The organism is Bacteroides ovatus (assembly GCF_001314995.1).
In the GTDB taxonomy this organism is placed as follows: Bacteria; Bacteroidota; Bacteroidia; order Bacteroidales; family Bacteroidaceae; genus Bacteroides; species Bacteroides ovatus.
Genome location: NZ_CP012938.1, coordinates 985,764 through 1,000,224, shown reverse-complemented (window position 1 = coordinate 1,000,224; position 14,461 = coordinate 985,764). Strand labels below are relative to the sequence as shown.

At 41.8% G+C, this 14,461-nt stretch carries 11 protein-coding genes and 2 tRNA genes; 3 read left to right on the top strand and 10 right to left on the bottom strand.

Features of this window, described 5'->3' with window-relative positions:
• Positions 1–40: 40 nt before the first annotated feature.
• The gene (locus Bovatus_RS03900; RefSeq protein ID WP_004295906.1) at positions 41–1,309 is read right to left on the bottom strand and encodes a DEAD/DEAH box helicase; all 1,269 of its coding nucleotides are present in this window, start codon (positions 1,307–1,309) and stop codon (positions 41–43) included.
• A gap of 46 nt (positions 1,310–1,355) precedes the next feature.
• Complete coding sequence (gene serB / locus Bovatus_RS03895) at positions 1,356–2,585, bottom strand: phosphoserine phosphatase SerB (RefSeq protein ID WP_004295907.1); 1,230 nt, start codon at positions 2,583–2,585, stop codon at positions 1,356–1,358.
• Positions 2,586–2,851: 266 nt separating this feature from the next.
• Here serB and Bovatus_RS03890 point away from each other — a divergent pair, with 266 nt between their 5' ends.
• Entirely contained in the window at positions 2,852–3,355 is a 504-nt protein-coding gene (locus Bovatus_RS03890; RefSeq protein WP_004295908.1) for a thioredoxin-like domain-containing protein, read from the top strand.
• Between the two features lie 232 nt (positions 3,356–3,587).
• On the opposite strand, the gene Bovatus_RS03885 is transcribed toward Bovatus_RS03890, so the two are convergent.
• The 3 genes from Bovatus_RS03885 to lon are packed head-to-tail and all read right to left on the bottom strand — an operon-like array spanning position 3,588 to position 8,281.
• Positions 3,588–4,685 carry an LptF/LptG family permease gene (locus Bovatus_RS03885; RefSeq protein ID WP_004295909.1) on the bottom strand — a complete coding sequence of 366 codons (1,098 nt, stop codon included), beginning with the start codon at positions 4,683–4,685 and terminating at the stop codon, positions 3,588–3,590.
• 3 nt (positions 4,686–4,688) lie between these two features.
• Positions 4,689–5,819, bottom strand: a complete 1,131-nt coding sequence (tgt, locus tag Bovatus_RS03880) for a tRNA guanosine(34) transglycosylase Tgt (RefSeq protein ID WP_004295910.1) — start codon at positions 5,817–5,819, stop codon at positions 4,689–4,691.
• Positions 5,816–8,281 (bottom strand): endopeptidase La, encoded by a 2,466-nt coding sequence (lon, locus tag Bovatus_RS03875; protein WP_004295911.1) that lies wholly within the window; start codon positions 8,279–8,281, stop codon positions 5,816–5,818. Before lon ends, tgt begins: the two co-directional genes overlap by 4 nt.
• A gap of 215 nt (positions 8,282–8,496) precedes the next feature.
• On the opposite strand from lon, the gene Bovatus_RS03870 reads away from it, so the two are divergent.
• Positions 8,497–9,207 (top strand): tRNA1(Val) (adenine(37)-N6)-methyltransferase, encoded by a 711-nt coding sequence (locus tag Bovatus_RS03870; RefSeq protein WP_004295912.1) that lies wholly within the window; start codon positions 8,497–8,499, stop codon positions 9,205–9,207.
• 282 nt (positions 9,208–9,489) lie between these two features.
• Here Bovatus_RS03870 and Bovatus_RS03865 read toward each other — a convergent pair whose 3' ends face one another.
• From Bovatus_RS03865 to Bovatus_RS03850, 3 genes are all read right to left on the bottom strand, one after another.
• Positions 9,490–9,999: a hypothetical protein gene (locus Bovatus_RS03865; RefSeq protein ID WP_004295913.1), complete on the bottom strand. Its 510-nt coding sequence runs from the start codon at positions 9,997–9,999 to the stop codon at positions 9,490–9,492.
• Positions 10,000–10,535: 536 nt separating this feature from the next.
• A tRNA-Pro gene (locus Bovatus_RS03855) sits at positions 10,536–10,610 on the bottom strand.
• Positions 10,611–10,645: 35 nt separating this feature from the next.
• Positions 10,646–10,720: transfer RNA gene (locus Bovatus_RS03850), tRNA-Pro, on the bottom strand.
• A gap of 734 nt (positions 10,721–11,454) precedes the next feature.
• Between Bovatus_RS03850 and Bovatus_RS03845 the strand changes: the two genes are divergently transcribed.
• Positions 11,455–11,649, top strand: a complete 195-nt coding sequence (locus tag Bovatus_RS03845) for a hypothetical protein (RefSeq protein ID WP_004303066.1) — start codon at positions 11,455–11,457, stop codon at positions 11,647–11,649.
• Positions 11,650–11,712: 63 nt separating this feature from the next.
• On the opposite strand, the gene Bovatus_RS03840 is transcribed toward Bovatus_RS03845, so the two are convergent.
• Positions 11,713–12,984 (bottom strand): sensor histidine kinase, encoded by a 1,272-nt coding sequence (locus tag Bovatus_RS03840; RefSeq protein WP_004295918.1) that lies wholly within the window; start codon positions 12,982–12,984, stop codon positions 11,713–11,715.
• Positions 12,981–14,357 (bottom strand): sigma-54-dependent transcriptional regulator, encoded by a 1,377-nt coding sequence (locus tag Bovatus_RS03835; protein ID WP_004318225.1) that lies wholly within the window; start codon positions 14,355–14,357, stop codon positions 12,981–12,983. The genes Bovatus_RS03840 and Bovatus_RS03835 overlap by 4 nt, the downstream gene beginning before the upstream one ends.
• Positions 14,358–14,461 lie beyond the last annotated feature (104 nt).

The window sequence follows — 14,461 nt, the reverse complement described above, 5'->3', positions numbered from 1 at the left end:
ACATTCAGATCGTATAGTGCCGGATTAAAAAAGCCTTGCTTTAATTTTGTCTGGGGGGAGACGGACGGTTATTTCTCTTTCCTCCGTTATTATTATTCCTTTTTCCCCGGAAATCTTTTCTTTTGTAGTTGCCACCCTTGCCCTTGCTAAAAGAACGCGGTTTGTATTCCGGAGCTTCTCCCAATTCTTCAGGAATAGGAATTTTATAAATCTCTTTTTCCAGAAAGTTCTCAATACTTTTGAAGTTACTTTGTTCTTTCTCGCTGATGAACGTAAGTGCTACACCATCATTGTTGGCACGTGCTGTACGTCCGATACGGTGTACATAGTCTTCGCTGTCGTGAGGCACGTCGAAGTTGATAACCAGGCGGATATCATCGATATCTATACCACGTGCAACGATGTCCGTAGCTACCAATATATTGATTCGTCCGGCTTTAAACTCATGCATAACAGTTTCCCGTTGAGCCTGTTCCAGATCCGAATGCATTTCCCCTACGTTCAGTTTCATGGATTTCAAAGCCTTGGCTACTTCCTTGACCTTGATTTTAGAAGATGCAAAGACAATCACACGTTCCGGAACTTCATCCATAAAAAGACTGCGTATGATTCCCAGCTTTTGATTTTCGTAGCAAACGTATGCTGCCTGAATAATCTTTTCTGCAGGTTTGGAAACTGCGAGCTTTATCTCTGACGGATTATTTAAGATTGTGTTTGCCAATTGCTGAATCTTTGCAGGCATTGTTGCAGAAAACATGATTGTCTGTCGTTCCTTCGGCAGATATTTCGCAATTTGCATGATATCTTCATAGAATCCCATGTCGAGCATCCGGTCTGCTTCATCCAGAATAAAATAAGAAACCTTGGAAAGATCTACATATCCAAGGCTTAAATGGGCGATCAGACGTCCGGGAGTAGCAATAACAACATCAGCTCCTAAAGTGAGTCCTTTTTTCTGTTGTTCGAACAATATTCCATCATTTCCACCGTATACGGCAACACTCGATACCGGCATGAAATAGGAAAACCCTTCCATTTGCTGGTCGATCTGTTGGGCCAATTCCCGGGTAGGAGACATGATGACACAATTAATCGCATCTTCCGGATGTTTACCTTCAGATAATTTATTCAATACAGGCAGTAGAAACGCGGCCGTTTTACCTGTTCCTGTCTGTGCTACTGCGATCAAATCTTTACCCTCAAGTATGATTGGAATTGCCTGCTCCTGTATAGGCGTACATTCGTCAAATCGCATGGCATCAAGCGCCTCAAGCACATTTGCATTTAATTGTAGTTCGGAAAACTTCATTCTTTTATTTAATTTGTCAGCAAAGATAATCTATTTTTTGGTCTAATTACATATTCAAGTAAGAATCTTTGAATCCGAGGAAATAGAGCACTCCATCCAGTCCGATGGTGTTGATCGATTGCTTGGCATTTGCCACCACTTTAGGCTTTGCGTGGAAAGCAATTCCCAGTCCGGCAACCCCTAGCATAGGGAGGTCGTTAGCTCCGTCTCCTACGGCGATGGTCTGTGCAATATCCACCTTTTCCACTTGTGCAATGAGGCGGAGCAGTTCGGCTTTCCGTTTTCCGTCTACTACATCTCCCAGGTAACGTCCGGTCAGTTTGCCGTCAATAATTTCCAGTTCGTTGGCATAGACGTAATCTATACCGTATTTCTTTTGCAGGTATTGACCGAAATAAGTGAATCCTCCCGAAAGGATGGCGATTTTGTAACCGTACTTCTTCAATACATACATCAGCCGTTCTACGCCCTCTGTGATAGGCAAACTCTCGGCTATTTCCTGCATGACCGATTCGTCCAGCCCTTTCAATAGTGCTACACGGCGGGTAAAGCTCTCTGTAAAGTCTATTTCTCCACGCATGGCGCTTTCTGTGATGGCCTTTACTTCGTCGCCTACACCGGCACGGATAGCCAGTTCGTCAATCACCTCTGTTTCGATTAATGTAGAGTCCATATCAAAACAGATCAGACGGCGCATACGACGGTACATATTATCCTGTTGGAAAGAAAAGTCCATTTCCAGTTCGCTGGCCAACTTCATCAGCTTCTCCTGCATCGCAATGCGATCTTTCGGAGTACCTCTCACTGAAAATTCGATGCAAGCCCTGGTGCGTGCATCTGCCTGACATTCATCCAACGGGATACGACCTGTCAGACGTTTGATAGCATCAATATTCATGCCCTGCTCGGCCAATATGCTTGTAGCGGCAGAAATCTGTCGGGCGGAAAGCTTGCGTCCCAGAACCGTCAGGATATAACGGTTTTTCCCTTGCATACCTACCCAGTTTTCATATTGCTCGGTGGTGATAGGTTCAAACCGGATGGTCACTCCCAGAGAAGAAGCCTTGAACAACAGTTCCTTCATAATGAATCCGGAATGTCTTTCTTCACTCTTGAACAGGATACCCAGCGATAATGTATTATGAATATCTGCCTGGCCGATATCAAGAATCGTGGCATCATATTTGGCAAGGATTTCGGTCACGGAAGCAGTCAGTCCCGGGCGATCTTCGCCGGTAACTCGAATCAGAATCAATTCAGTATTTGATGGTTGCATAAAAAATAGACTTTAACGCTGCAAAAGTAGAGAAAAAAGTTCGTTTTTATGCTAAATAACATAAAAAGTTATACCCCAAAAGTAAGATTTTTGCTTATTTGCTTGGAAGTTAATTTAATATTTACTTACCTTTGCACCCGGTTTCAAAAATAAAGGCTCTGATAATCAGCGGATTCCTCTTCGCCTGATGCCTGAAAAGACAACGTTTCGGGAAGAAACCACTGTTTAAGGACAGTCCCGGATAGTATTAACTAAAACCGAATTACATGAAGCATGTAAAATGGATTTTTGTTGTATTACTGATTTGTTCCTTGACCGCTTTCGTTGAGAAAGACAAACCTACCGGAGGTTTGAGTGAGGGTGACGTAGCCCCTGATTTTAAAATCGAATCTACGTCAAACGGGCAACCCGCCTTTAAATTGGGAAATTTGAAAGGTAAATATGTGTTGCTAAGTTTTTGGGCAAGTTATGACGCGCAGTCCCGGATGCAAAATGTAAGTTTGAGCAATGCGCTTCGTTCTTCTCATAATGTGGAAATGGTTTCTATTTCATTTGACGAATATCAGTCAATATTTAAGGAAACCGTTCGTAAGGATCAAATAGTTACGCCCACTTGTTTCGTGGAAACAGAAGGCGAGGATTCCGGTTTATTTAAGAAGTACCGTTTAAACCGGGGATTTACTAACTATTTATTGGATGGAAATGGTGTAATTATAGCCAAAAACATCTCTGCTGCAGATCTTTCTGCTTATGTAAAAGAAGTCGGTTAACGATTTTAAGAATGTAAGGAGAAAGAGGGATTTTCCAAATCACCGTCAGGTGAAAATAATGGAGAATAGACAAAAGAGGAAATGGATACAACAAAAAAGTTCCGCCTACACTTGCATTAGCAAGAATAGGCGGAACTTCTACTTTTATACTCTTCGTTTATCCGGTGCATCCAAAACCTTAGGGCAATCTATGGATAGAATCCGTGAAGACTGCGGAAGGCTTGCCTACCTTTTATTTAGGTGCCTTCTGGTACAAGAAGAATGCGATACCCGCATAAAGGATATTAGGAATCCAGACTGCAACGGCAGGCGGCACATTTCCGTTCACGGCAAAGGTGGAAGTAATCGTCTGGAACAGGATATAAGAGAAACTTAATCCTAATCCGATACCCAGATGAAGCCCCATACCGCCTTTCGTTTTTCGGGACGAAAGCGATACACCGATGATAGTAAGGATGAAAGAGGCGAACGACATAGCGATTCGTTTGTGATATTCAATCTCAAACTCCTTGATGTTGGCAAATCCTCTTCGTTTCTGTTTGGCGATATAATCGCTTAACTCGGGACTGGTCAGCATTTCCTGCTGGTTTTTCATGATAAGAAAGTCAGAAGGTTCCATGTTGATGATAGAGTCTATCCGGTCTCCCTTAGTGATCTTTTCCTTTAAACCATCCAGTTCGCGTACCATATAATCGTGGATCGTCCATTTATGAACGGTGGTGGTATCGTAGGTAATCCGTCGTGCAGTCAAATGTGAAACCAGCTTTTTATCCACAAATTTGTCCAATGAAAAGCGGTTACCGGTTTTCATTGCGTTGTTATAGTTGTCGATATATGCAATCACTCCGCTATCCACTTCCAGCTGCACATTGCTTACCGAGTTTTGTTTCTTTGGTTTGATATACCGGTCTTCAAAATTCAGACGCGTAACACTTCCTTTCGGAATCACATACGAACTTAGTGTGAAAGTGACGAGGGCGATGATAGCGGCAGAAATCATGTAAGGGCGCATCATCCTCTTAAAGCTCATACCGGTGGAGAACATCGCAATAATTTCGGAGTTTTCTGCCAGTTTGGAGGTAAAGAAAATAACAGCAATGAATACGAACAACGGACTGAACAGATTGGAGAAATAGGGGATAAAGTTCATGTAGTATTCAAAGATAATTTTATCCCATGGAGCTTCATGCTCCATTAGTTTGTCCATCTTTTCGTTGAAGTCAAATACCACTGCAATAGAAATGATTAGTGCAATAGCAAATACGTATGTCCCCAAGAACTTCTTGATGATATACCAGTCCAGCCGTTTTATAAATCGATTGCTTTTCATTTCTTATAATCTAGTTGATACTCTTTTGACCATCATCGGTTTCCAGGTCGAGAAATCTCCGGCGATAATGTGCTTTCTTGCTTCCCCTGCCAGCCACAGATAGAATGCCAGATTATGTATGGAAGCGATTTGCATAGCCAGTAGCTCTTGCGCATGGAAAAGATGGCGCAAATAAGCCTTGCTGTATAATGTATCCACGCAAGAGGCTCCGTCGGCTTCGATAGGAGAGAAGTCCGTTTCCCATTTCTTGTTCCGCATATTGATAATGCCATCTTTGGTGAACAACATGCCATTTCGTCCGTTTCTTGTAGGCATAACGCAGTCGAACATATCCACGCCGCGTTCTATTCCTTCAAGAATGTTGACAGGAGTTCCGACACCCATAAGGTAACGGGGTTTGTCTTTGGGGAGTATTTCATTGACAATCTCGATCATTTCGTACATCTTGTCTACCGGTTCGCCTACCGCCAAACCACCGATGGCATTCCCGTCAGCACCTTTGGACGCTACAAACTCTGCAGATTGCTTGCGCAGGTCGGGATAAACACATCCCTGCACGATGGGGAAGAGAGACTGATTATAACCGTATTTAGGTTCTGTCTCGTTAAAACGTTGTATACAACGGTCGAGCCATCTGTGGGTTAATCCTAATGACTTTTTGGCATACTCGTAATCCGAGTCGCCCGGAGGACATTCGTCAAAAGCCATCATAATATCCGCACCGATGGTACGTTCTATGTCCATCACCTTCTCCGGAGTGAAGATGTGCTTGCTTCCGTCGATATGCGAACGAAATTCGGCTCCTTCTTCACGCAGTTTTCTGATTCCGGCTAATGAAAATACCTGAAAACCACCGCTGTCAGTCAGCATGGGGCGGTCGAAACCGTTGAAACGGTGCAGCCCGCCTGCTTTCTCGATCACATCCAGTCCCGGACGCAAATAGAGGTGATAGGTATTACCCAGAATAATCTGTGCCTGGATATCTTCTTTCAATTCGGTCAGATGTACTCCCTTCACAGTGCCCAGTGTGCCCACCGGCATGAAGATAGGTGTTTGTATCTGCCCGTGGTCTGTTGTTATCAGACCGGCACGGGCATTACTTTTAGTGTCTGTATATTGTAACTCAAATGTCATTCCTGGCTGGGTTTCTTAACAGATAAATCAATAGGATCCGCTACTTTCTCGTTAGTCAATGCAATAGCGAATACCTCTTTTATATCGTTTACATAGTGGAAAGTCAGTCCTTTCAAATAAATATCTTGAATTTCATCTATGTTCTTTTTGTTCTCGGCACTCATGATGATTTCCTTGATTCCGGCACGTTTGGCTGCCAATATCTTCTCCTTGATGCCACCCACAGGAAGCACTTTGCCGCGAAGAGTGATTTCTCCCGTCATGGCAATGTTGGCTTTCACTTTTCTTTGAGTCAGGGCAGAAGCCAGTGAAGTGGCCATCGTGATACCTGCTGACGGACCATCTTTCGGAATAGCCCCTTCAGGAACGTGGATATGGATATTCCAGTTATCAAAAATCTCTTCATTCAGACTAAGGACAGAAGCATGCGCCTTGATATATTCAAGTGCCAGCATAGCAGATTCTTTCATCACATCTCCCAGGTTACCGGTCAATGTAAGACGTCCGCCCTTGCCCCGGCTTAAACTGGTTTCTACAAATAAGATTTCGCCTCCGACAGCTGTCCATGCCAATCCGGTGACTACACCTGCGTAATCATTTCCCTGATACTTGTCGCGTGTATATTCCGGTGCTCCAAGGAAATCATACAAATCTGTCGGTTTGATTTCCGTCTTGGCGAAATAACCGTCCGTAGCATATTGACGGGCTGATTTGCGAAGAATCTTACCGATCTTCTTTTCCAGCTCACGAACACCGCTTTCACGGGTATATGACTCGATTATGGCTTCCAGTGTATCTTTGGGAAGTTTAATATCTGTCTTTTTAAGTCCGTTGGCTTCCAATTCTTTGGGGAGCAGATGCTTGCGGGCAATCTCTACTTTTTCTTCTGTGATATATCCGCTTACCTCAATCAATTCCATACGGTCGAGCAACGGGCCGGGGATTGTATTCAGGTTATTGGCTGTTGCAATAAACAATACCTTGGAGAGGTCATAGTCTACATCCAGGAAGTTATCATGGAAAGATGTATTCTGTTCCGGGTCGAGCACTTCCAGTAATGCAGAAGAAGGGTCCCCCTGACGGTCAGCACTGACCTTGTCTATTTCATCCAAGATGAAAACAGGATTAGAAGCACCGGCTTTTATCAAGCTCTTGATGATTCGTCCCGGCATAGCGCCAATATAAGTCTTACGATGACCGCGAATCTCTGCTTCGTCATGCACACCGCCTAAAGACATACGTACATATTTCCGTTTGAGCGCAGATGCGATGGATTTTCCAAGAGATGTTTTACCCACTCCCGGAGGGCCATACAAACAGATAATCGGTGATTTCATATCACCTTTCAGCTTCAATACGGCTAGATGTTCTAAAATACGTTCTTTTACTTTCTCCAGTCCGTAATGATCTTTGTTCAACGTCTTTTCTGCGTTTTTAAGGTTCAGATTGTCAGTTGTATAAGTACCCCATGGGAGATTGAGCATCGTTTGCAGATAGTTGAGCTGTACGCTGTAATCCGGAGATTGCGGATGAGTGCGTTCCAGTTTGGCAAGTTCTTTCATGAACGTGTCTCTGACTTCTAAATTCCAGCGCATTCTTTCTGCCTTCTGGCGCATTTCCTCTATTTCCTGCTCCTGACCGCCGCCACCCAGTTCATCCTGGATGGTCTTGATCTGCTGTTGCAGGAAGTATTCGCGTTGTTGCTGGTCGATATCTTCGCGGGCACGCATTTGGATGGATGCCTTGATTTCTGCCAACTGCACTTCACGGTTCAGAATTTCCAGTAAGTGATAAGTGCGTTCACGCAATGAGTTGATGCTCAACAAGTCCATCTTCTCATCTTTCTTGAACGGCAGGTTTGAGCAGATGAAATTGACCAGGAACATTGAGTTGTTGATATTTTTAATAGCAAACGACGAATCCTGATGCATCACATCTGATGATTTGATGTATCTCATTGTCAAGTCCTTGCAAGTTTCCACCAGGGCTTGAAACTCTTTATCATCTTTGCCAGGGACATCTTCCTCCAAAAGTTCTATTTCACCTTTCAGGTACGGATGAGTTTCGATGATGCTAGTCAGACTTAAACGTTTCATTCCCTGAAGAATGACAGTTGTTGTCTGATCGGGCATTTCCAATATCCGCACAATTCGTCCTACGGTACCGATATTGTGTAAATCTTCCAGTTTCGGATCTTCTGTATGTGCCGATCTCTGGCATACTACTGCAATATCTTTATGTTTCTTGTCAGCATCTCGTACGAGTTTCAGTGAAGACTTACGGCCTACCGTGATCGGCAGGAATACTCCAGGAAACAATACCATATTACGTAAGGGGAGTACCGGAAGAATTTCACCAGATTTCACATTTACATCAAATGCTTGTTCATCGTTCCCATCATAGTCTGTGATTAGCGAGAAGCTGTTATCGCCTCCATCTTCCAATAAATATCTTTCTTTCATCTTTTCGTTTTAATTTAGTTTATGCCATACTGATATGCATAAATCGTTTGCAAAGTTAATTGATTCTCTCTAATAATAAAGCACTGCGTAGAATAAAAACACAAAAACAATGCCAAAATATCGGCTTGTAAAGGGAGTATTCCATAATTATTATTTATTTTTGGCGATTTGCAATAAAATAATAGTATAAAACGGCTTTAAGATAAACGGATAAAATGTCGAATCCTTATTTTCAATTTAAGCAATTTACGGTATGGCATGATAAATGTGCCATGAAAGTCGGTACGGATGGGGTGCTTCTGGGAGCTTGGACTTCCGTTGAAAGTGCGCACCGGATTTTGGACATTGGGACGGGAACAGGGTTGGTAGCTTTAATGTTGGCGCAACGCAGTTTGCCGGATGCAAATATTGTAGCGTTGGAAATAGATGAAGCGGCTGTCGGGCAAGCCAGGGAAAATGTTATTCGTTCGCCCTGGAAGGAGCGGGTAGAGGTGGTGCAGGCTGATTTTAGGAAATACAGGTCTTCGGATAAATTCGACGTAATTGTTTCTAATCCTCCTTATTTTGTCGATTCGCTGGAATGTCCGGATCGTCAGAGAACCGCGGCGCGTCACAATAATTCTTTGAGCTATGAAGATTTGTTGGAAGGAGTAAGCGGATTATTGACAGAAAACGGATTTTTTACAGTGGTGATTCCGGCAGATGTAGCTGAACGGGTAAAAAAGATAGCTTCTATAAAGAAATTATATGCAGTCCGTCAACTGAATGTAATCACTAAACCCGGCGGTATTCCGAAACGTGTTTTGATTACTTTTTCTTTTTCCAATCAAGAGTGCATTGTAGAAGAACTATTGACAGAACTGGCTCGTCATCAATATAGTGAGGAATATATGACGCTAACCCGGGATTATTATTTGAACATGTAAAAGGGTGACGCTATCCGGTAAAGATAGTGACGGTATATGCTTGCGATAGTGACGGTATCGCTGTCATATACCGTCACTATTTCAAAGCTAGTTCAAAAACGCTATTTTGAGATCTTCGTTCTATTCCTTTCTAACTCATAATTCAAAAGAGTAATTTCTAGCTTTTGAACACTATTTTCTAGCAGTACTTTCTGAAGTTGCTCTTGAAGTGAAATTATTATTTTGTCTTTTGATAGTCTTAAATTCAATAAGCTGCTACAATAACTATACTACTCTTTTAAATTATTTGTTTTGTATATGCTTTATTTTAAATTCTTTCAGTGACTTTTCTATCTTTTGATAAAGGTCTGTTGTTTTTGTTGAGTATGTAGATAAAGAGCCCCTAGGCTCATCTGCGAATCTGAATAATTCATCTGTATCTGCATATATTGATACTAACTCATTATAAGCATCTTTACAACTGGAAGGATAATCATTTAGTTGTGGCATTATAGCCTCGATTGAATCTCTCTTTTGTTTTAGTCTCTTATAGGTATCTGTTGTGATAATAAACTCCTGATGCTTCGCTAAGGCTTCATTGAAATCAGTGCAATATTCTCCATTGTATTCATGATCGTAAATTACTTTTCTCCAAGTATCACAATAATGAAGAGTTATTGCTTCACTTAAATCAGCTTCTTTCTCAATCATAGAAGCGGTATTAGAGAGTTTTGCTATATACTCCTTTTCTGAATTACATGAAACCAAAACTATGGCTAGTATCGCACTCAAATAAAAAAACTTTTTCATCATATCGTTATTTTTGTTACACAATCAATTTATTAGAATCCTGTTTGTAATACTGTATTAGAGTATTACAAGATTGATATTTTATATTCAAAAAAACATTTATTTTATTACTTGAAGAATATCCAATGATACGCTTATTTGATTCTTCTGGAATTCTAAAATTCAGAAAGGGACTTTGTGAATGCGAATATAGTGAAATGAAAATAACAACGAGCATCAGCAGAGTTTTCTTCATGTGTTTAAGTATTTTGTTTGTTATCGTTTTCTCTATAAACAATGTTTGTATTTCCGCTATAAAGTTAACGCAAAACATTGATAACGCCAAAATAAAAGGGTAGTAAAGTTAACAAAATAGATTTTTACTCTAAATTAAATAAGAAAATGAGGATAATGCTAGAAACCTGTTCAAAGATAGTTCAAAGAATTGCCCTTTTTATTTGCCCCCAAACGGGGATAATTACACTTATCCTATATATAATAAAAAAGCCAATACTAATTGTACTGGCTTTATTTTGTGAATCTTGACTTGATTTTCTTCGTCGGGGTAGCGGGATTCGAACCCACGACCCCCTGCTCCCAAAGCAGGTGCGCTAACCGGACTGCGCTACACCCCGAAAAACTTTTAACTTAATAACCCTCTTTTTTGTAGTCGGGGTAGCGGGATTCGAACCCACGACCCCCTGCTCCCAAAGCAGGTGCGCTAACCGGACTGCGCTACACCCCGCTACTTTTTTGAAGGGTTGTTCTTTTCAAAAGCGGTGCAAAGATAGGGAGTATTTTTTAATTAACAATAGCTAAACGAATGTTTTTTACCTATTATTTCTCAATACCTTGAATCTCATCACTTTGCGACCGCACTTTTTTTTCTTGTCAGAGATTAGAAGTATCATCGGACATCGTAATTCATCTTTTCATCTCCTCTTTCACCTTTTCTCTGTCTCTTCGATGAATAGGGAGTTTGCGGGTGAAGGGCAACAACTTCACCACCTCTTCACCTGTAAGCGATTAGGTTTCAAAAATAGTTTCAATCCTTGAAACACTTCGTTTCTCGGTGTGAAACACTTTGTTTCATTAGGAGAAACACTTTGTTTCAAGGCGTGAAACTTTTAGTTTCAAATGGGGTTGAAACTAATAACGAAATAGCTTGACTAATCTTGCTCAATGATGTAATCAGGGTAAGCGGCTATTTGATTTTGTTCACGATGAAAAGAAGGTGAAAGAACGGCTCTTCACCTGCAAACTCCCTGTTAATCGGTGATACAGAGGAAGAGTGAAGGGGATGGAAGAATTGTGCCTATTATAGAGAAAGAATATTAAATTGTTCATAACTGTACCGGAGTGAACAAGCTCATAATGGTATATTGGGGGTGGTTGCCCCGTACATAAATTATCTGTGAGTATGAACTATCTTTCGATGTTTGCTGTTTTATAAATAAGAATTTTAAAATGAAAAGCCTTATGAAAACAAGAAAACAAAAAGAAACAGGTGAAAAAGAAGTGCACTTGTTAGAGCAAAAAGGATATGAAAGAATGGTGAATGAGATTGTCCCCGTTCAACAAGCGGAAGCATATCGCAAGCCAACTAATAAAGCGGTCAAAGAGGCGGTTAAGGAGTTAAATCCCGATACAAATAGTCTGGGTAGTAGAGGATAAGTAATTCCTCTACTACCCAGACTAATCATCGTATTAAAGGATTCGGGAGGCTTTCGGTGGTTCTCATTTAGGGAAAGTAAGAATAAAACAGCTTCCTTTCCCTATTTCTGATTTTACGTTAATACTTCCGTCATGCAAAGTCATGATCTGTTTGCACAGGCTCAATCCGATGCCCGAACCGGATGTTTTGGTGGTGAAGAAAGGAACGAAAATCTTGTCCAAAACATCTGTTAGAATTCCCTCGCCATTATCAGATATTGTTAATGTCGGGTTGTCTTTAGAGAAAAACTTTATCTGTATCTCTTTATCTATTTTTCGCTCGCATGTTTCGCGGGCGTTTTTTAACAAGTTGATAAGCACTTGCTCTATCTGTGCCCGGTCTACATATAAAAATAAATCAGATGCAGGCATTTCGAAATGAATATACTCTTCCGGGAATAATTTCTTTAAGTCCATAAACAATTCTGCAACAGATACTTTAGTACGGACAGGTATCGGAATTCGTGTCAGTCGCCGGTAATTCTCCACAAATCCTAGTAATCCCTTACTTCTTCTGTGAATAGTCTGCATAGCTTGCAACATAGCAGAATACTCCTTTTCTCCGAGTGATTCGGGGATTCCCCTTTCACTTAACGTTTCCGAAAGAGAAATAATAGGAGTGATGGAGTTCATGATTTCGTGTGTTAATACACGAATCAGCTTTTGCCAGGCCTCCATTTCATTACGTTCCAGTACAGAATGAATATTCTTCAGACTGATTAACCGCTGTTTCTTCCCCTGTGTAGCAAATGTGGTGCAGGAAATAGCCATTTCCAGAACGATACCATTCTGCTCGATGCGGATCATGGACATATCATTGCTGATAGAAGCCTCCTGAAGTACGTCCGGTAGTTGTGATATTTGCCCCAGATGGGCCACTGCAGCCTGATTCATCCATTCAATGTGCCCGGAAGCATCGGTTACGAGTACGACAGTATCTACTTTATTTAATAAACTCTCGTAATACTGATGCTTGACTTCCTCTGCCAATAACTTTCCCCGAAAGTCCTTCAATGCATTAGAAAGCTCCTGTGCCCACTCATCCATCATCTTATTTTTGAAAGGCGGATGAAGATTCTGCGTCATATCGTTGTAGCGAAGTCCATCCGTCAATCGTCGTAACAAGGTGATTTGCTTGAACTGTATTCGGTAGAGATGCATACCGGCACCTATCAAAAAGAGAATACAGACGGTAGTGCTGAACCATAACTGTCTTTGATACAGCAGACAACTGCCGATAGAAAGCAGAAAAATAATTAAGATGTGCAATGCTACTTTGAACTCAAATCGTTTCATAAGCCTAATTTTTCAAGTTTGCGATACAATGCAAAACGGGTAATCCCTAAATATTCGGCAGCACGGGAGATGTTTCCGTCGCTGATCCGGAGCGCTTTCTCAATGGCCTGCCGTTCCAGTTGTTCGAGATTCAGTACCATTTCTTCGTCCTTTTTCTGTTTAGGTGTCGCATGAAAAAGGAAGTTTTCAGGTTTTAGCATGGAGCCGTCTCCCAAGATTACAGCACGTTCTATCGTATGTTGAAGTTCTCTCACATTTCCAGGCCATGCATATTTCAGCAGTTTGTTTTTGGCTTCCCGTGTCAGTCCGTGCATTTCTTTTTTATATTTGCGGGCATAATGGTTCAGAAAGTGTTCGGCAAGCAGGATGATGTCATTGCCGCGTTCACGGAGTGGAGGTATATGTATTTCAATCGTGTTGATACGATATAATAAGTCCTGACGGAAATTCCCGTCTTCCACCATCTGACGGATATCAGCATTGGTGGCACATATTAAACGGACGTCGATGGGAATGGTTTGCGTACTTCCCAAACGACTGATTTGCCTTTTTTCGATAGCAGTCAGTAATTTAGACTGCATAGGAAGTGAAAGATTGCCAATTTCATCCAAAAACAAAGTCCCGTTGGTCGCCACTTCCATTCGTCCCGCTTTTGATTTCTTGGCATCGGTGAAAGCGCCTTTTTCGAAACCGAACAGTTCACTCTCAAACAATTGTTCGGGTATACTTCCCAGGTCAATCGTGACAAAAGGTTTGCCGTATCGTGGAGAACAACGATATAATAGTCGGGCAATCACATCCTTTCCCGTACCGTTTTCTCCGAGAATCAGTATATTGGCATCCGTATTACTTAGTTTATTTATCGTGGCAAACACTTCCTGCATGGCCGGTGACTCTCCAATAATATCATTTTCCGAAGCATTTTGCCCGCTAAGAATTTCTACTTGCTCTTTCAGCATGTTGACTTCCTGCTGTGACTGACGCAGTCGCATACCCGAAGTAAGCGTAGCCAGCAATTTATCCTTTTCCCAAGGCTTGGGAATAAAATCGGTAGCACCGGCTTTGATGGCCCGGACGGCCTTGTCCGTATCCGCATAGGCAGTCATAAAAATAACAATAGCTTGTGGGTCAAGCTGCAATATCTGCTTCAGACTTTCAAATCCCTCTTGTCCGCTGATGGCATCCCGGCTGAAATTCATGTCCAATAAGATAAGATCGGGATGAAAGGTGGTCATGAAATGCTCGATCCGATCGGGGGTAGTAGCCACCTTTATTTTCTCCGTATACGGTTCCAGTAGGAGGTTGAGGGCAAAGAGCACGTCCTCGTTATCATCTACTATGAGTATCTTTCCTAATTTGTTGACTTCTTCCATATCTTCTATCCATTTAAACTCCGGGAGCAAAGATATGGATAAATCTCATGTGTTGTGTGTGCGATTGCGCACTAATTTTGTGCGTATATGCACACTGAATGAAT